The sequence below is a fragment of the Shewanella sp. UCD-KL21 genome (assembly GCF_001957135.1).
In the GTDB taxonomy this organism is placed as follows: Bacteria; Pseudomonadota; Gammaproteobacteria; order Enterobacterales; family Shewanellaceae; genus Shewanella.
In genome coordinates, this window is record NZ_MPHK01000002.1 from 133,512 (window position 1) to 151,417 (window position 17,906).

Here is a 17,906-nt window from a genome sequence, read left to right on the forward strand (position 1 = left end):
AGCTTATTCAGCTACTGGGTATTCAACTGTTGCTTTTGCTTTTAAAGCTGCGACAACTGAACGGTAGTCAGCTTCGCTGTATTGAGGTACTAAACGTTGTTTAATACTTTCAACAATATTTGTATCAATACCTTCTGCAGCATTAACTTTATCCAAAGCAATAACCGCATAGCCATTAGCTAACGCAGCTGTATCAAATGTGCTTGCACCAGCTTCTGGGGCTGCAATTTTAAATGCTTTAGTCGAGATAGCTTGGTCAATATCTTGATTAAATCGTGCTAGCTTCTCTTTCGTTACTACTGCGACTTCAGTGATTTCAGTGCCTGCTTTTAACTGCGCTAAATATTCATTAGCTTTTTCACTTGCGGCAAAGTTCGCTTTATCTTGCAATAAACGCGCTTCAATGCTGCTAGATACTTCAGTTAATGGCAATGTACCAGCATCTTTATGTTGCAGTAAACGAATCACAACCACATGGTTAGGTGCTAACTCAATCACTTCACTGTTCATGCCGCTACCAATAACGTCATCAGAAAATGCAGCTTTGATTAACGCTGGCGTATTTAAATTAACAGGCGCATTATCACGAGAAAATAACGCTGTTGATTGTACTTCAACGCCTAATGCTTTAGCTGTTTCATCTAACGTGTCAGGTATTTCGTAGCTGGTATCGGCTAAAACACTTTGTAAGCTATAAAATTCATCAACGGCTTTTTTGTTTTGAAGATCTGCGATGATTTTATCTTGCACGTCATCAAACGGCGCTGCAGCACCTGATTGCACATCGAGTAACTTGATAATGTGATAACCAAATTCACTCTGCACGATTTGTGAATACTCACCAGTTGACAGTGCAAATAAAGCTGAGTCAAATGCAGGGTCCATAACACCTTGCTCGAACCAATCAAGTTGACCGCCCTGCTCTGCGCTAAATTGATCATCTGAATCAGTTTTAGCAACGGCAGCAAAGTCTTCACCAGCTTGTAATTTAGCTAAAGCAGCTTCGGCCTTGGCTTCGTCAGCGCTATCATCGCCAGATGCAAATAAAATATGTGCAGCTAAACGTTTTTCTGGCGTTTGATATTGTTGTTGGTTGTCTTCATAAAAAGCACGCGCATCATCAACTGAGGTTTCGATACCTTTAGCCAGATCTGCAACGTCCAACTCGACATATTCTAAGCTAACTTTTTCTTGGCTCATGAACTGAATTAAGTTGCTTTCGTAATAGGCTTTAACCTCTTCAGCAGGAACAGTTGAAGAAGCTAAGAAAGGTGTAGAGTCCACAACTAAATAACGGATATCACGGGTTTGACCTTGAACTTCAGCTAATTGCTTTGCTTCACCATCAAGCACAAACTCACTGCCCACTAGCGCGGTTAAAAGTTGACGACGAGTCATATCAACACGCATCATATTTCTAAAGCTAGTGGTTTGATAACCTAATTGACGTAGTACTGCTAAGTAACGGTCATTATCAAATACACCATCGGTTTGGAATGCTTGCTCATTCAGAATCGCTTGTTTAATTTGCTCATCTGAAACACGTAGCCCCAAATCTTCAGCCGCTTGGCTTATTAGCTTATCTGAGATCAAACGATCTAATACATTCTGCTTGATACCATTCATATAGTTATCATCAGCAGCTAATGCATCAAACATTTCGCCTAGTTGTTGCTCTAAACGGCCACGTTCATTTTGGAATGCTTGTTCTAATTCATTGACTGTGATTTGGTCACCATTAACTACTGCGGCAGGAACATCTGTTGAGGTTCCTAGGTAACTACTGACACCAGCAAATGCGAACGAAAGGATCACTAGTACTAAAATACTTTTAGCTATAACGCCTTGTGAACCTTCGCGAATTTTTTCTAACATCTGAATTCTCGCTTGTTGCGACATAATAAAATAAAAAGGCGCACCTTTTGGGGATGCGCCTTCTTGTAATTTAGACGGAGTATTCAGACGCTACCGAGGTATGCCTTATCTCTCCTAATATCAAAACAACAAAGTTAATTCTGATACTTTATTTCGCAAAAAGCACTGTTAAAACAGTGCTTTCTACAAATGCCTTACAAAAGGCAACGATACTAACTATTTAGTTAACAGCGTCTTTTAGTGCTTTACCAGCTTTGAAAGCAGGAATGTTTGCTGCTGCAATTTTGATTTCTGCACCCGTTTGTGGGTTACGGCCAGTACGTTCTGCACGTTGACGTACTTCAAAAGTACCAAAACCAACTAGAGAAATCTTATCGCCTTCTTTAAGCGCTTCAGTAACAGCTGCGATAAAAGAATCTAGTGCACGGCCAGCGCCTGCTTTAGAAATGTCAGCACCAGAAGCGATTTTCTCGATTAGTTCAGATTTGTTCATGTCATCCCCTTGAATGTTATTTTTGCGCCGCAACCAAATCCGTCTTTGGAACGGTCTACGGAGGCTTTTTATCGTAAGTTTGATACCACACCAAACTTAGTTGGAAAACCAAAAAAAATGTACTTGGATACAGCTCAAAGTCAGATGCGCCAAGGGTTTGGTGCTAACTGACTCTCCACTTATCTAGGCTACCACAGCTTTCGTGTTTGTTAAGCCCCTTTTTTCATTTTTTTTGGGTTACTAGCAAGTTTTTTTACTGATTAGTTACTTTTTAACCACTTCGAAGCCTTTAACAGGTCTTTCTAAGGCTAATTCAAGCACTTCCTCGACCCATCTTACTGGGTGGATCTTTAAATCTGCAATCACATTTGCTGGAATTTCTTCTAAATCACGCTCATTTTCTTTAGGAATAAGCACAACTTTTATACCACCACGATGCGCCGCAAGCAGTTTCTCTTTCAAGCCACCAATTGGTAACACTTCACCACGAAGGGTAATTTCACCCGTCATTGCTACGTCACTTTTAACCGGGTTGCCGGTTAAACTTGATACTAAAGCAGTACACATTGCCGCACCTGCTGAAGGACCATCTTTTGGCGTTGCACCTTCTGGTACATGAACATGGATATCACGCTTTTCATAAAAGTCGTTATTGATCCCCAACTGCTCTGCTCGGCCTCTAACAACGGTCATTGCAGCTTGAATTGACTCTTGCATCACATCACCTAGCGAACCGGTATAAGCAAGTTTGCCTTTACCTGGCACCGAGGTGGCTTCAATCGTCAGTAAATCACCACCTACTTGAGTCCATGCAAGGCCAGTCACTTGGCCAATTTGATTGTTAGATTCAGCTTTACCGTAATCAAAGCGCTGCACACCTAAGAAAGATTTCAGGTTATCTTGATCCACAACAACGGTTTTCACTGACTTATCAAGCAAAATCATTTTTACGACTTTACGGCAGACTTTAGACAGCTCACGCTCTAATGAACGCACACCAGCTTCACGGGTATAATAACGGATCATGCCAATAATGGCACTGTCTTCTATGGTTATCTCACTCGCTTTTAAGCCATTACGCTCAATCTGTTTGGTTAATAAATGCTTCTTAGCAATATTAAGCTTTTCATCTTCGGTGTAACCCGATAAACGGATCACTTCCATACGGTCAAGTAATGGCCCAGGGATATCCATTGAGTTTGAAGTAGCAACAAACATGACGTCTGATAAGTCGTAATCCACTTCAAGGTAATGATCGTTAAATGCTGAGTTTTGCTCAGGATCTAATACTTCTAATAATGCTGACGATGGGTCGCCGCGCATATCAGAACTCATTTTATCAATTTCATCTAATAGGAATAATGGGTTTTTAACGCCCACTTTAGCCATTTTTTGAATGACTTTACCCGGCATAGAACCAATATAAGTACGACGATGACCACGGATCTCGGCTTCATCACGCACGCCACCTAATGCAACACGCACATACTTACGACCTGTCGCCTTCGCAATTGACTGACCGAGTGACGTTTTACCGACACCTGGTGGGCCCACTAAACACAGAATTGGCCCTTTAAGCTGTTTAACACGGCTTTGTACCGCAAGATACTCTAAAATGCGCTCTTTAACCTTCTCAAGCCCATGGTGATCGGTATCAAGAATGGCTTCAGCTTTTGATAAATCACGCTTGATTTTAGAACGCTGACTCCAAGGTACCGAGGTCATCCAATCGACATAGCTTCTGACAACAGTCGCTTCTGCAGACATTGGAGACATCATTTTAAGTTTGTTTAACTCAGCTTCGGCTTTCTCTTTGGCTTCTGCTGGCATTTTAGCCTCGGTGATCTTCCGAGCTAATACTTCAAACTCATCTTGGCCTTCATCAAGATCGCCTAACTCTTTTTGAATGGCTTTCATTTGCTCATTCAAATAGTATTCGCGCTGACTCTTTTCCATTTGTTTCTTAACGCGGCCACGGATGCGTTTTTCAACTTGTAATAAGTCAATCTCGCCTTCCATCATCGCCATTAAATACTCTAGGCGCTCACCAACATTAATCATCTCAAGCACAGACTGTTTGTCTTCTAGCTTAAGTGGCATATGCGCCGCCATAGTGTCAGCAAGGCGCGCCGCTTCTTCAATACCGGTTAATGAAGTAAGCACTTCAGGCGGTATTTTCTTATTAAGCTTGATGTAACCTTCAAATTGGCTGATTGCACTGCGGACTAAGACTTCTTCTTCTTTTTCAGCTAAGTCTTCAGAAGCTAAGTATTCAGCTGTCACGACAAAAAATTCATCTTCTTGGGTATAAGCGGTTACTTTTGCGCGCTGACCACCTTCAACTAAGACTTTAACTGTCCCGTCAGGTAGTTTTAATAACTGCAAAATTGAGGCTACGGTACCGACGTCGAAAATGTCTTCTTTTGTTGGCTCGTCTAAATCAGCTTCTCGCTGTGCGACCAATAAAATTTGCTTGTCTTGTTCCATTGCCGATTCGAGACAACGAATAGATTTCTCTCGTCCGACGAACAACGGAATTACCATATGGGGATAAACCACTACATCTCGCAGTGGCAGCACGGGGAGTTCGATATGCGCTTCACGCTCTTGGGTCATAGTTCGATTCCGTTTGATGAATGGATTTTATAAGTCAGTATATTGGGATGTTTCTCAAACTTTCAATGGTTAATACGAAAAAAGGAGCCCAATGGACTCCTTATTTTTAATAAAAGACTAAATCGTCTATTTATTGTTCGCCGCCAGCAACTTGGCTTTCGGCATTTTCGTAAATTAGGATTGGTGCTGATTCGCCTTTTACTACAGACTCATCAACAACGGCCTTAATCACGCCTTCCACTGAAGGGATGTCATACATGGTATCGAGTAAAATATCTTCGATAATTGAACGAAGTCCACGAGCACCGGTTTTACGGGTCATTGCTTTATGAGCAATGGCTTTAAGCGCATCTTCGCGGAACTCTAACTCAACATCTTCCATCTCAAATAAGGCACCATATTGCTTAGTAAGTGCATTTTTAGGTTGAGATAAGATTTGAACCAATGCAGATTCATCTAATTCAGTTAGCGTCGCAACAACAGGTAAACGACCGATAAACTCAGGGATCAAACCAAATTTAATTAAATCTTCTGGTTCAACCTTACCTAATGTTTGCGAGATAGTCGCTTTATCTGCATCACCTTTAACTTCAGCGCCAAAACCGATACCAGTACCTGTTAAGCCACGTTGCTCAATAACTTTTTCAAGCCCAGCAAACGCACCACCACAAATAAATAAGATCTTAGAAGTATCAACTTGCAAAAACTCTTGTTGTGGATGCTTACGACCACCTTGAGGTGGCACAGAAGCAACAGTACCTTCAATTAGTTTTAGTAGCGCCTGCTGAACACCTTCACCCGATACATCACGAGTTATAGAAGGATTGTCAGATTTACGACTAATCTTGTCGATTTCATCGATGTAAACAATACCACGTTCTGCTTTTTCAACGTCGTAATCACATTTTTGCAGAAGTTTCTGAATAATGTTTTCAACGTCTTCACCCACATAACCTGCTTCAGTTAATGTGGTTGCATCAGCCATAGTAAACGGCACATCAAGTGAACGCGCTAAGGTTTCAGCCAGTAATGTTTTACCACTACCTGTAGGCCCAATAAGTAAGATATTACTTTTACCAAGCTCAACACCTTCAATCGGCGTACCATTACGTAAGCGCTTATAGTGATTATAAACCGCTACCGATAGCACCTTTTTTGCCTGATTCTGACCAATGACGTAATCATCGAGGTGATTACGTAATTCGTGTGGCGTTGGTAATTGGTCTTGATCGCGTTTAGGCGAAATTTCTTTTATCTCTTCACGAATTATGTCATTACATAACTCGACACATTCGTCACAAACATATACTGAAGGTCCAGCAATTAGCTTTCTAACTTCATGTTGGCTTTTCCCGCAAAAAGAGCAGTACAGCAGCTTACCGCTGTCACCGGAATTTTTGTTATCGCCCATTAACTCTACCTCTGTTACAGCCTAGACACTGTCTGTAGAAAACCATCTGTACTGTTTAAATGCACAAACACAGTCTTATATTTTAATACTCTATTCTTCAAAGAATAGCGCACTCAGGCGTAAAGATCAGCTACGCTTTTCAAAAACTGAATCAACTAAACCATAATCGGCTGCTTCTTGAGCACTCATGAAGTTATCACGGTCAGTATCACGTTCAATTATTTCCATTGGTTGACCGGTATGTTCCGCCAACATTTGGTTCAATTTGTTCTTAATGCCAAGAATTTCTTGAGCATGAATTGCAATATCTGAAGCCTGACCTTGGAAACCGCCTAATGGTTGGTGGATCATCACGCGAGAATTAGGTAAACAATGACGTTTGCCTTTTGCGCCACCAGCAAGTAAAAAAGCGCCCATGCTTGCCGCTTGACCAATACATACAGTACTTACATTTGGCTTGATAAACTGCATGGTGTCATAAATCGCCATACCTGCAGTGACTGAGCCACCTGGCGAGTTAATGTAAATTGAAATATCTTTGTCTGGGCTTTCTGATTCTAGGAACAATAATTGCGCCACGATCAAATTAGCCATGTGTTCTTCAACCTGACCAACCAAGAAAATTACACGCTCTTTTAATAAACGAGAGTAAATATCATATGAACGCTCACCTTTTGCTGTTTGTTCAACAACCATAGGTACGAGAGCATTGAGTACAGATTCTGGCGCTTTATGCATTTTATACTTTCCCTAAAATAAAAATGGCTCGTATGAGAACCTCATACGAGCCATTATAAATGGCGAACCGCCAATCAAGTCAAGCGAAGGTTACGCTTTACCTGTTGCCTTGTTCATAAATTCTTCAAAAGCAACTTCTTTTAGAGTTACTTTTGCTGATTTTAATAGCACTTCAACAGCTTGCTCTTCAAGAGCTACGTTACGCATGTTCTGCATAAGCTCTTTGTTGCCATTGTAGTATTCAACAACTTCAGTTGGATCTTCGTAAGCAGAAGCCATTGAAGCGATTAAACCTTGAACGCGCTCATCTTCAGCTTGAAGTTCATTCGTTTTGATTACTTCGCCTAATAATAGACCAACTTTAACACGACGCTCAGCTTGCTCAGTGAATAAATCAGCTGGAAGCTCAGGCATGTTTTCAGCTTGACCACCAAAACGTTGCATAGCTTGTTGACGAAGAACGTTCACTTCGCCATCAACTAGTGCTTTAGGAATAGTGATGTCGTTAGCTGTTAATAAACCTTCGATAACTTGCTCTTTAACATTCGCTTTAAGCGCTTGATCAAGTTCACGAGTCATGTTTTTACGGATTTCAGCTTTAAGGGCTTCTAGGCCACCTTCAGCAATACCGAATAATGAAGCGAACTCGTCATTCACTTCTGGTAATTCTGCAGCTTGAACTTCTGTAAGAGTAATAACGAACTTAGCCGCTTTACCTTTTAAGTTTTCAGCGTGGTAATCTTCAGGGAAAGTTACTTCAACTTCAAATTCTTCACCGGCTTTATGACCAATGATGCCAGTTTCAAAACCTGGGATCATACGGTTGCTACCTAGTTCAAGTTCGAAATCGTCAGCTTTACCGCCTTCAAATTCTTCACCTTCAACAGAACCTACAAAGTTCATTTTAACTTTGTTGCCTTCTTCAGCAGCAGTTTCAACTACAGCGAAAGTAGCGTGTTGCTTGCGAAGCGTTTCAATCATGGTGTCAACGTCAGCGTCATTAACTTCAGCTTGTGGTTGTTCAACAGCGATTGCATCTAAACCAGTTAATTCAACTTCTGGGTAGATTTCAAAAGTAGCAACGAACTCGAAGTTCTCGCCTTCAGCTTTACTAGGAGTAAATACTGGTGCGCCAGCTGGGTTTAGTTTTTCAGCCATGATAGCTTCAATGAAGTTGCGTTGCATAACTTCACCAGTCACATCTTGACGGATAGCTTTACCGTAACGTTGGTTGATTACTGATACTGGTACTTTACCTGGACGGAAACCAGAGATTTTTGCACGCTTCGCTTCACGTAATAAATTGTCTTTAACTAATTTCTCAATTTGCTCAGCAGGTACAGAAATTGTTAGGCGACGTTCTAGGCCTTGAGTTGTTTCAACAGAAACTTGCATTGTTTTACCTCGAAATATGTCTGACGTCCTTTGTAATAGTCGAAAACTCAACTATTAAATATTCATTTCTTGATGATTAATGGTTACTAATAAAAGTAGTGACACAGCAGCGTTTAAGCGCTGTTACCTGTAGTAATTCGTATTAGATATTTATCAAGACGCGACATTATAGCGGCGGTTTACAACGGAGTCGAGTATCAAAACAGGGATTTTAGACATAAAAAAAGCGACCTAAGGTCGCTTTTTTTATAATTGTGCATTTAATGTGCAAAATTTGGGGTGACTGATGGGGCTCGAACCCACGACAACCGGAATCACAATCCGGGGCTCTACCAACTGAGCTACAATCACCATAATTTGGTACGCCCGGCAGGATTCGAACCTGCGACCACCCGCTTAGAAGGCGGGTGCTCTATCCAACTGAGCTACGGGCGCATGGTTTACAGATAAATCTGTATATCCTACTAGCGTGATAAGCTGCTTTGGTTAACAACTTATCTTTTTACAGCTTATTCATAAAACCGAAGCTTTACAAATAAATAAATTTGGTCGGTGATAGAGGATTCGAACCTCTGACCCTCTCGTCCCAAACGAGATGCGCTACCGGGCTGCGCTAATCACCGAGATGTTTCATTGCTTCAATGTTTAATTTGTTTAAACACCTTCACTGTGAGAACGGAGCGCATATTAACGAGTCACTTTCCTATCGTCAACGATTTTTTTGACAAACTTGTTCAGGTGCTGTTTTAACAAACAAAAAATTCTGTTTTTAAAAAATCGCTAAGGCAATATTCATGACATGACTATAGCTGACTGATAGAATACGCTTCGTTAATTTCGTCTTATTATCGCGCCATAAAGGAAACTATACCCCCATGACTGCCCAAAATATTGATGGCAAAGCGATCGCTCAATCTATTCGAACCACTTTAAAAGAAAAAGTACTTGCGCGTAAAGAAGCAGGTAAAAGAATTCCTGGCTTAGCGGTCATCTTAGTTGGTGCAGATGCTGCGTCACAAGTCTATGTAGGAAGTAAGCGCCGCGCGTGTGAAGAAGTCGGCTTTCAATCTTACTCATATGATTTAGAGACCACGACTACTGAAGCTGAATTGTTAGCCTTAATTGATCAATGCAATGATGATCCTAAAATTGATGGCATTTTAGTGCAATTACCATTACCTGCTCATATTGAAGATTCTAAAGTCATTGAGCAAATTCGCCCTGATAAAGATGTTGATGGTTTCCACCCTTACAATGTTGGTCGACTTGCTCAGCGCATCCCAGTGCTGCGTTCATGTACGCCAAAAGGCATTATGACCTTGATCAAATCAACGGGTGTAGATACATATGGTCTTGATGCAACGATTGTTGGCGCATCTAATATTGTCGGTAGACCAATGACATTGGAGCTACTACTTGCAGGCTGTACTACGACCACCTGTCATCGCTTTACTAAAAACCTTGAACAAAAGGTCCGTCAAGCTGACTTATTGATTGTTGCAGTAGGTAAGCCCGGTTTTATTGCGGGTGATTGGATTAAACCAGGTGCGATTGTTATCGATGTGGGCATTAACCGCTTAGACAATGGCCGCTTAGTGGGTGATGTAGAATTTGATCTTGCTGCTGAGAAAGCGGCTTTTATTACCCCGGTACCAGGTGGTGTAGGCCCGATGACAATTGCCAGCTTACTAGAAAACACTTTATATGCGGCTGAAACTTACCATGACTAAAGCTGTGTTTAATAAGCGTTAATAATTGTATTAACGAAAAAGCCTGCATTAGCAGGCTTTTTTATGGCTGATTAAACTCAAGCGTTACTTTTTACGCCAAGTGGTTACACCATTTTCGCCATCTTCAAGAATCACCCCAAGGGCATTTAGTCTATCTCTAGCGATATCTGCAGCAGGCCAATCTTTTTCAGCGCGGGCGCGATTACGTTCAACGATCAAGGCTTCAATTTCAGCGACTTCATCATCACTGCCCTCGCCTTGGAAATAAACATCAACATCATTGCTGATAATACCTAGCACGTCTGTTAATTGCTTAAGGCTAACACCTAGGGCACTGGCTTGCGCCATATCTACTAATTTAAGACGGTTAATCTCACGTACCATATCAAAGATAACCGAGTAGGCTTCTGGTGTATTAAAATCATCATCCATCGCCAGTTTAAATTTACCGACATACTCAGATGCAGCTGCTGGAGCAACAGATAAGTCTAGGCCTTTAAGCGAAGTATAAATACGCTCTAAAGCCGACTTAGCTTGTTTTAAATTATCTTCAGAATAATTTAACTGACTACGATAGTGACCCGATAATAAAAAGTAACGTACTGTTTCTGGGTCGTAATGCTCTAACACATCTCTGATAGTGAAAAAGTTGCCCAGTGATTTAGACATTTTCTCTTTATCAACCATCACCATGCCAGTATGCATCCAGTAGTTAACATACTTTGAGCCATGGGCACAGCAAGACTGCGCAATTTCATTTTCATGATGTGGGAACTGTAAATCGCTACCACCGCCATGAATATCAAAGTTTTCACCTAAGTGTTTGCCATTCATTGCAGAACATTCAATGTGCCAGCCAGGACGGCCAGGCCCCCATGGAGACTCCCACGTTGGTTCGCCAGGTTTTGACATTTTCCACAACACAAAATCCATCGGATTACGTTTAGCCGCTTCCACTTCTACCCGCGCGCCAGCTTGCAGCTGCTCAAGGTTTTGTCCTGATAAGCGGCCATATTCCGCAAATGAAGCCACACTAAAGAGTACATCGCCATTGTCAGCAACATAAGCATGCTCTTTGGCGATGAGTGTCTGCACCATTTCAATGATCTCATCGATATGCAGTGTCGCTCTTGGTTCAAAATCTGGGCGCAGCATATTTAATGAATCAAAGTCATTGTGCATCTCACCAATCAAACGCTCAGTGAGTGAATCACAACTTTCGTTATTTTCAGCGGCGCGTTTAATGATTTTATCGTCGACATCGGTGATGTTACGTAAGTAGTTCACCACATAGCCACTATAACGTAGGTAGCGAACTATCATATCGAAAGACACAAAAGTACGACCATGACCAATGTGACATAAATCATATATGGTGATACCACATACATACATGTCAATCTTGCCAGGGTTAATCGGTTTAAACTCTTGCTTTTCACGACTCATACTATTGTAAATTTTCAACATCGATGGTTCTCTTTTACTCTTAATAAAACTCAATTTAATTGCCACAAAGTCTACCATGAGCAACACTGTTTTGAACACTGCACTTTAAGCCTCACGTAAGATAAGTTAGAATCGCGCAACAATTTTTATCTAGGTAATTAAATATGATCACTTTGCACACAAATATGGGCGACATCAAAATCGCTTTAAATGCTGAAAAAGCACCTTTAACTGTTGAAAACTTCATTAAGTACGTAAAAGAAGGTTTCTACGACGGTACTATTTTTCACCGTGTGATTGATGGTTTCATGGTACAAGGTGGTGGCTTTACTGAAGATATGGTTCAGAAAACCCCTCATGCTGCAGTTAAAAATGAAGCGAACAACGGCTTATCAAACAAAGTCGGTACCTTAGCGATGGCGCGTACATCTGATCCGCATTCAGCCACATCACAGTTTTTTATCAATGTGAATGACAACACTTTCTTAGATTTTAAAGCTGAAACATCTCAAGGCTGGGGCTATTGTGTATTCGCTGAAGTTGTTGAAGGTCTTGATATTGTCGAGAAAATCAAAACTGTTAGCACTGGTAACCGTGGCATGCATCAAGACGTACCACTCGAAGCCGTTATCATTAACAGTGCAAGCATTGCAGAATAATCATTAATGCAGACTGTTTTTATGGGCGATTTGCACTTAAGTGCAGACCGCCCAGATATTAGCCAAGCTTTTATTCGCTATCTCAACTCAGATCTTACTGATGTTGAAGCGATTTATATCATCGGTGACTTATTTGAAGTCTGGACCAGTGATGATATTGCCGAGCCCTTTACTGACGAAATAGCCACCCATCTAAAACGTGTCGCCACAAATATCCCTATTTATTTTATCCACGGTAATCGAGATTTTATGATTGGCAAATCATTTGCTCGTAAAGCTGGACTGATCATACTCCCAGAAGTTGTTGAGTTAGATTTGTACGGGATAAAAACAGTAGTCTTGCATGGTGATAGCCTTTGCACGCTCGACAAAGCTTATCAAAGGTTCAGAAGCTTCAGAAATTCATCATTCGTGAAATGGATTTACCGTAACTTGCCTAAATCAACGCGACAGAACATCGCTGCAGATATTCGCAAAAAAAGTCAAAAAAGCAATCAACAAAAAAGCTATACCATCATGGATGTTGAGCAATCAGCCGTTGACAGCCTACTGCAAAAAACCAACTGCCAAAGAATGATCCATGGCCATACCCATCGTCCGGCAATACATCAATTAGCCGATAACAAGCAGCGCATTGTGGTTGGTGACTGGTACGAGCAAGGCAGCATACTGATTGTCGACCAATACACTGCCAATCTTGAACAACTGCCCTTGCTAACTTGATGACATCAAATACCGCAAGGATATAGTGTTAATTGGGTAAGCCACTGTGGAATTTAAAATCGGTATCTGGGGTTAAAATAAGCTCAGCTTCGACCTCGGTCAAAAACCTTACTCTGTCACTAATATCTTTATCCGATACTAACTCGGCCAACGTCAGGTAATCTTGATAGTGACGAGCTTCAGAGCGAAGTAGCGATACGTAGAATTTGCCCAATTCTTCATCCAGATGCGGCGCAAGTTTGGCAAAGCGTTCACAAGATCTGGCCTCAATTAATGCGCCAATAATTAACTTATCGACTAATGCATCTGGCTCGAAGGTTTTAACATGCTTCAGTAAGCCTTTGGCATAACGTCCAGCCTCTATTAGCTCATACTGTACCTGTTTTTTTTCCATCAACTCCATGACTTGATAGAAATGATGTAATTCTTCTTTTATCAGCAATACCATTTTATCAACTAACTCTTGGCCATAAACACAGCCTTCACGCACTGTGATTTGTTTGCTGACGTTACTTTTTCCTTTAAGAGAGGCTAAATCGCCGATCTTTTTATAGGCAAACTCTTCATATGGCTTTATCCATTGAGACAGCTGCTCAGCACTGGGTTTATCCACCGCATATTTCCTAATTAAAAACATCGCACTTTGAGCGGCTTTTAACTCACAAATCATATGATCTCGAAGAATGATAGATAAGTTTTCTGGCTTGCTGGCCATTTCAATCCACTTATCAGGTGTTTCACAATTTAAAAAAGAGTAAATCGGCTCAAGTAAATCTGGCTCATACATCATTGAAGTACCGCTAAATATTTTATGTGGCGCCATTGTATTAAAAAAATGAAACAGATACGACAAGCCATGTGCTTAATCTAAGACTGCCTTAAGCAGCAAATAGATATTTAACAATCATCAACTAAGTCACTTTACCTCGAATATTTACATACAAATCGACTTTCTAAAGCGAAAAATACTGCATAAGCTTACTTCTGATGAGCTTATTAGCTTTTTATCCTGATAAAACAGCAATAGCACTTGACGAATGGCCGCTAATGTTCAATAAATAGTCTATACATCTGCGTAACAATAGTTGCTTAAGTTGTATTTCAATCACCTTTAATGGATAAGCTTCGATAGGGATGAAGTTATTACTTAAACGGCTCACTAGTAACGAGTACATTAAGTATGTGTAGGACTGATTAAGGCGATTGATATATGGGGCTATGATCAGTTCGTCTGAAGTTTGGCGAGCTATGTATGAAATGCTAAACAAGGATAATAACAATGATATTGAATCACCTAATGGGGCTATACACTCATCCGAAACAAGAGTGGCAAACAATTGAACGTAATCATGAGGCTGTTAAAAGCAGCCTAAGTCATATTTTACTCATCGCGTTAATTCCTGCTGTATGCAGTTTTATTGCAACCGCTTATATAGGTTGGCACCCTGCTAACGGCGATCCACTGTTCCTTACCCCACAAAGCGCCATGTTCATGTCTGTTGGAATGTACTTTGGTCTTATTGCTGGCGTACTTGCACTGGCTTATTTATCTTATTGGATGGCAAAAACCTTTGATGCCGCACCAACCTTTACACAAGCACTTGAGTTAGCCGCTTATACCGCGACACCATTATTTATGGTCGGCATATCAGCGCTATACCCTGTGCTATGGTTTATGATGTTAGTGGGCCTTGCAGGCTTAGCCTATTCAGTATATCTACTATACGCCGGTGTCCCCATCATTATGAATATCCCAGAAGAAAAAGGCTTTATTTACGCAAGTTCAGTGGTCACTGCAGGTTTAGTGCTATTGGTCGGGTTAATGGGTACTAGCGTTATATTATGGAGCTTAGGCTTAGGACCTATGATGCAGTAAATGTTTTTGCACTATATTTAAAAGGCGCTTTCGCGCCTTTTTTGTTATGGCGCGGCCCATAAAGAGAGTTGGAATTAAGGTGATATATGACCAAAAATACCTATCAAAAAATCCTTTTTGTATTACTGCTTTTAGCGGGTTTATTTGCCATCAACCATTGGGTTAAGTCATCCACAACAGAAAGTGACGCTGATCCTGCTGGTGCAAACGCCATTAAAACTCCAATAGCTACAATTGAGTCAGATGTTAGTCATCAAGATATAGATGCCGCAAACAACAAACTCACAGCTAAAACACCGCAAATAAAGGCCTCAACAAAGATTATTTTAAACTCGCTCGATCAATTAATTGAATTATTTAACTCATTAAATTACAACAAACAAAGTTGGGATGCCGGTGTAAGAGAAGTGCCTCGATTAACCTTTGATAGCGTGAGCGAGAATTGGCAAAAAACCTCAAACGAGATCCCAGTACAAGTTAAGAAAATGGTTTTTTTCAGATTAATGGCGCCATTAATATTACTCAGTAATGAAAATATTATTTTAGAGCGAAAATGGGTGAAACAGGCTGAACTAACAGATAGCAAGCTTATTGATATCGCAATAAAATACAAGGTCATCACTGATAAGCAAACACCATTAACACAAGATTTACTAAAACAGCTGCTAAAGCGCGTAGATATCATGCCACCATCATTAGTGTTAGCCCAAGCGGCTGAAGAAAGCGGCTGGGCGACATCGCGCTTTACCGTTGAAGGTAACGCCTTTTTTGGCCAGTGGGATTTCAGTGGCAATGGCATGCTCCCTAAAAAGCAAAGAACAGAGTTAGGTAATTACGGTTTAGCACGATTCGATACCCCGCAAGCATCCGTTGAGGGCTATATGCTAAATATCAATACCAATGCAGCCTACCTTAAATTGAGACAAATGAGACAGCAATTACGTTACGAGAAAGAACCGATAACAGGCCTTAAATTAGTCACCACCTTAGATAAGTATTCCGAACGTGGCCAAGCCTATATTGATAGTATCCAGCAGATGATCCGTTACAACAAACTTGATCAAGTGGACGCCGCCTATTTAAGTGATGGTGCGCCATTACAGTTAATTTCCGCTTCTAACCAAGTCAATTCTACTGATAATTAACCAAAAAAATGCCAGAACAACATTGTTCTGGCATTTTTATTAACTGACTTAGGGATAAACTACCCTCAGCAAAAACTACTGGTAAGCTTTAGGCAAAAGAGTCACGTAGCGCCACAGTTAAGTTAAATACTAAAGCCTCTTTTGATGAATCCTTGTTATCAGCGCAGAAGTAACCTTCACGTTCAAACTGGTAGGCTTTTTCAGCCACGGCGTTAGCTAAGCTTGCTTCAGCTACACCGTTAAGCACAGTTAAAGAATCATCGCTTAACACTTCGTCTAAGGTTTCAAAAGCTGCTGGAGACGCTTCAGTAAATAAACGGTGGTATAAACGGAATTCAGCCGGTTTGGCCGTTGTCGCTTCAACCCAATGAATAACGCCTTTAACTTTACGGCCATCACTTGGGTTCTTACCCAATGTTTCATTGTCGTAAGTACAATAAACCGTGGTGACATTACCGTCTTCATCTTGATCAAAACGTTCTGCTTTAATCACATAGGCATTACGTAAACGTACTTCTTTACCAAGTACTAAACGCTTAAAATGCTTATTAGCTGACTCTTTAAAATCTTCAACGTCGATGAATAACTCTTTGCCAAATGCAATTTCACGGGTACCCATTTCAGGTTTATTCGGATGCATTGGCGCATTGATTATTTCAGGCGTATCCGACGGGTAGTTTTCAATCACTACTTTAATCGGTTTTAACACAGCCATGGCACGAGGTGCATTTTCGTTCAACTCTTCGCGAATACACGCATCAAGTACGCCACCTTCAATAAGGTTTTCTTGCTTTGTAACACCGATACGCTGACAGAATTCACGAATAGACGCCGGAGTATAGCCGCGACGGCGTAAACCAGCGATAGTTGGCATACGAGGATCATCCCAACCAGACACGATTTCACGCGTGACTAAGTCGTTCAATTTACGTTTCGACATCATGGTGTATTCAAGGTTTAGTCTTGAAAACTCATACTGACGTGTACGGTTTGGTTGATTAAAATCATCTAAATGATCTAACACCCAATCGTACAAACGACGGTTGTCTTGGAACTCTAAAGTACATAATGAATGGGTGATATTTTCAATCGCATCAGAAATACAGTGAGTAAAGTCGTACATTGGGTAAATGCACCACTTATCGCCTGTTTGATGATGGTGAGCAAAACGAATACGGTAAATAACCGGATCACGCATACACATGAACGGTGAAGCCATATCGATTTTAGCGCGCAGTGCACACTCACCTTCTTTGAATTCACCTGCACGCATTTTTTCAAATAGGTTCAAGTTTTCTTCAACAGAGGTATCACGGTAAGGGCTGTTTTTACCTGGCTCTTTTAAAGTCCCACGGTACTCGCGTGTTTCTTCAGCATTTAAGAAACACACATAAGCTAACCCTTTGGTAATTAGCTCAACTGCATATTGATGTAATTGATCGAAGTAATTCGAAGAGTAGCGAACCTCACCCGACCATTCAAAGCCTAACCAACGCACATCATCCTGAATAGAATGAACATAATCGATGTCTTCTTTTTCAGGGTTAGTATCATCAAAACGTAAGTTACATTGACCTTGATAATCTTGTGCTATGCCAAAATTTAAACAAATAGACTTTGCATGGCCAATGTGTAAAAAACCATTTGGCTCTGGCGGAAAACGGGTTTGCACACTGGTGTGTTTACCACTTTTTAAGTCTTCATCAATAATATTACGAATGAAGTTACTTGGACGTACTTCGTTGTCCACTTGGCTCATGGAGTTCCTCTTGGTGCACGATGGTGAAATTTATGACCTT

Annotated in this window: 14 protein-coding genes and 3 tRNA genes; 5 read left to right on the top strand and 12 right to left on the bottom strand. The window is 40.9% G+C overall.

The features are described 5' to 3' along the window. Positions 1 to 3: 3 nt before the first annotated feature. From BM739_RS02575 to BM739_RS02615, 9 genes are all read right to left on the bottom strand, one after another. Positions 4 to 1,875 (bottom strand): SurA N-terminal domain-containing protein, encoded by a 1,872-nt coding sequence (locus BM739_RS02575; RefSeq protein ID WP_076537326.1) that lies wholly within the window; start codon positions 1,873 to 1,875, stop codon positions 4 to 6. 220 nt (positions 1,876 to 2,095) lie between these two features. Beyond that, the gene (locus BM739_RS02580; RefSeq protein WP_076536981.1) at positions 2,096 to 2,368 is read right to left on the bottom strand and encodes an HU family DNA-binding protein; all 273 of its coding nucleotides are present in this window, start codon (positions 2,366 to 2,368) and stop codon (positions 2,096 to 2,098) included. A gap of 264 nt (positions 2,369 to 2,632) precedes the next feature. Then, a complete protein-coding gene (gene lon, locus BM739_RS02585; RefSeq protein WP_076536983.1) occupies positions 2,633 to 4,984 on the bottom strand; it encodes an endopeptidase La in 2,352 nt (783 codons plus the stop codon). Positions 4,985 to 5,114: 130 nt separating this feature from the next. Continuing rightward, entirely contained in the window at positions 5,115 to 6,395 is a 1,281-nt protein-coding gene (gene clpX / locus BM739_RS02590) for an ATP-dependent protease ATP-binding subunit ClpX (protein ID WP_076536985.1), read from the bottom strand. Between the two features lie 126 nt (positions 6,396 to 6,521). Beyond that, positions 6,522 to 7,133 (bottom strand): ATP-dependent Clp endopeptidase proteolytic subunit ClpP, encoded by a 612-nt coding sequence (gene clpP / locus BM739_RS02595; RefSeq protein WP_076536986.1) that lies wholly within the window; start codon positions 7,131 to 7,133, stop codon positions 6,522 to 6,524. A gap of 90 nt (positions 7,134 to 7,223) precedes the next feature. Further along, the gene (tig, locus tag BM739_RS02600) at positions 7,224 to 8,528 is read right to left on the bottom strand and encodes a trigger factor (RefSeq protein WP_076536988.1); all 1,305 of its coding nucleotides are present in this window, start codon (positions 8,526 to 8,528) and stop codon (positions 7,224 to 7,226) included. Between the two features lie 275 nt (positions 8,529 to 8,803). Further along, positions 8,804 to 8,879: transfer RNA gene (locus tag BM739_RS02605), tRNA-His, on the bottom strand. A 7-nt stretch (positions 8,880 to 8,886) separates the two neighbouring features. Next, a tRNA-Arg gene (locus tag BM739_RS02610) sits at positions 8,887 to 8,963 on the bottom strand. Positions 8,964 to 9,074: 111 nt separating this feature from the next. After that, positions 9,075 to 9,151: transfer RNA gene (locus BM739_RS02615), tRNA-Pro, on the bottom strand. Between the two features lie 252 nt (positions 9,152 to 9,403). On the opposite strand from BM739_RS02615, the gene folD reads away from it, so the two are divergent. Further along, positions 9,404 to 10,258 (top strand): bifunctional methylenetetrahydrofolate dehydrogenase/methenyltetrahydrofolate cyclohydrolase FolD, encoded by an 855-nt coding sequence (gene folD, locus BM739_RS02620; protein ID WP_076536989.1) that lies wholly within the window; start codon positions 9,404 to 9,406, stop codon positions 10,256 to 10,258. 84 nt (positions 10,259 to 10,342) lie between these two features. Here folD and cysS read toward each other — a convergent pair whose 3' ends face one another. Then, complete coding sequence (gene cysS, locus BM739_RS02625) at positions 10,343 to 11,725, bottom strand: cysteine--tRNA ligase (RefSeq protein WP_076536991.1); 1,383 nt, start codon at positions 11,723 to 11,725, stop codon at positions 10,343 to 10,345. A gap of 143 nt (positions 11,726 to 11,868) precedes the next feature. On the opposite strand from cysS, the gene BM739_RS02630 reads away from it, so the two are divergent. Together BM739_RS02630 and BM739_RS02635 are read left to right on the top strand one after the other, a co-directional pair. Continuing rightward, on the top strand, positions 11,869 to 12,363 hold the full coding sequence (locus tag BM739_RS02630) for a peptidylprolyl isomerase (protein WP_076536993.1): 495 nt from the start codon (positions 11,869 to 11,871) through the stop codon (positions 12,361 to 12,363). Between the two features lie 6 nt (positions 12,364 to 12,369). Beyond that, complete coding sequence (locus tag BM739_RS02635; protein WP_076536995.1) at positions 12,370 to 13,086, top strand: UDP-2,3-diacylglucosamine diphosphatase; 717 nt, start codon at positions 12,370 to 12,372, stop codon at positions 13,084 to 13,086. 28 nt (positions 13,087 to 13,114) lie between these two features. Here BM739_RS02635 and BM739_RS02640 read toward each other — a convergent pair whose 3' ends face one another. Next, positions 13,115 to 13,873, bottom strand: coding sequence for a tRNA-(ms[2]io[6]A)-hydroxylase (locus BM739_RS02640; protein ID WP_083698050.1), 759 nt, complete (start codon positions 13,871 to 13,873; stop codon positions 13,115 to 13,117). A 492-nt stretch (positions 13,874 to 14,365) separates the two neighbouring features. Between BM739_RS02640 and BM739_RS02645 the strand changes: the two genes are divergently transcribed. Together BM739_RS02645 and BM739_RS02650 are read left to right on the top strand one after the other, a co-directional pair. Further along, complete coding sequence (locus BM739_RS02645; protein ID WP_076536999.1) at positions 14,366 to 14,962, top strand: Yip1 family protein; 597 nt, start codon at positions 14,366 to 14,368, stop codon at positions 14,960 to 14,962. Between the two features lie 86 nt (positions 14,963 to 15,048). Continuing rightward, a complete protein-coding gene (locus BM739_RS02650; RefSeq protein WP_076537001.1) occupies positions 15,049 to 16,107 on the top strand; it encodes a glucosaminidase domain-containing protein in 1,059 nt (352 codons plus the stop codon). An 88-nt stretch (positions 16,108 to 16,195) separates the two neighbouring features. Here BM739_RS02650 and glnS read toward each other — a convergent pair whose 3' ends face one another. After that, entirely contained in the window at positions 16,196 to 17,866 is a 1,671-nt protein-coding gene (glnS, locus tag BM739_RS02655; RefSeq protein WP_076537003.1) for a glutamine--tRNA ligase, read from the bottom strand. Positions 17,867 to 17,906 lie beyond the last annotated feature (40 nt).

What these genes read in the sequence shown, in the direction of transcription:
- BM739_RS02575 (WP_076537326.1), bottom strand. Translation starts at nt 1,875, where the DNA reads ATGTTAGAAAAAATTCGCGAAGGTTCACAAGGCGTTATAGCTAAAAGT.
- folD (WP_076536989.1), top strand. Translation starts at nt 9,404, where the DNA reads ATGACTGCCCAAAATATTGATGGCAAAGCGATCGCTCAATCTATTCGA.
- cysS (WP_076536991.1), bottom strand. Translation starts at nt 11,725, where the DNA reads ATGTTGAAAATTTACAATAGTATGAGTCGTGAAAAGCAAGAGTTTAAA.
- clpP (WP_076536986.1), bottom strand. Translation starts at nt 7,133, where the DNA reads ATGCATAAAGCGCCAGAATCTGTACTCAATGCTCTCGTACCTATGGTT.
- BM739_RS02630 (WP_076536993.1), top strand. Translation starts at nt 11,869, where the DNA reads ATGATCACTTTGCACACAAATATGGGCGACATCAAAATCGCTTTAAAT.
- glnS (WP_076537003.1), bottom strand. Translation starts at nt 17,866, where the DNA reads ATGAGCCAAGTGGACAACGAAGTACGTCCAAGTAACTTCATTCGTAAT.
- BM739_RS02640 (WP_083698050.1), bottom strand. Translation starts at nt 13,873, where the DNA reads ATGTATGAGCCAGATTTACTTGAGCCGATTTACTCTTTTTTAAATTGT.
- clpX (WP_076536985.1), bottom strand. Translation starts at nt 6,395, where the DNA reads ATGGGCGATAACAAAAATTCCGGTGACAGCGGTAAGCTGCTGTACTGC.
- BM739_RS02635 (WP_076536995.1), top strand. Translation starts at nt 12,370, where the DNA reads ATGCAGACTGTTTTTATGGGCGATTTGCACTTAAGTGCAGACCGCCCA.
- tig (WP_076536988.1), bottom strand. Translation starts at nt 8,528, where the DNA reads ATGCAAGTTTCTGTTGAAACAACTCAAGGCCTAGAACGTCGCCTAACA.
- BM739_RS02645 (WP_076536999.1), top strand. Translation starts at nt 14,366, where the DNA reads ATGATATTGAATCACCTAATGGGGCTATACACTCATCCGAAACAAGAG.
- lon (WP_076536983.1), bottom strand. Translation starts at nt 4,984, where the DNA reads ATGACCCAAGAGCGTGAAGCGCATATCGAACTCCCCGTGCTGCCACTG.
- BM739_RS02580 (WP_076536981.1), bottom strand. Translation starts at nt 2,368, where the DNA reads ATGAACAAATCTGAACTAATCGAGAAAATCGCTTCTGGTGCTGACATT.
- BM739_RS02650 (WP_076537001.1), top strand. Translation starts at nt 15,049, where the DNA reads ATGACCAAAAATACCTATCAAAAAATCCTTTTTGTATTACTGCTTTTA.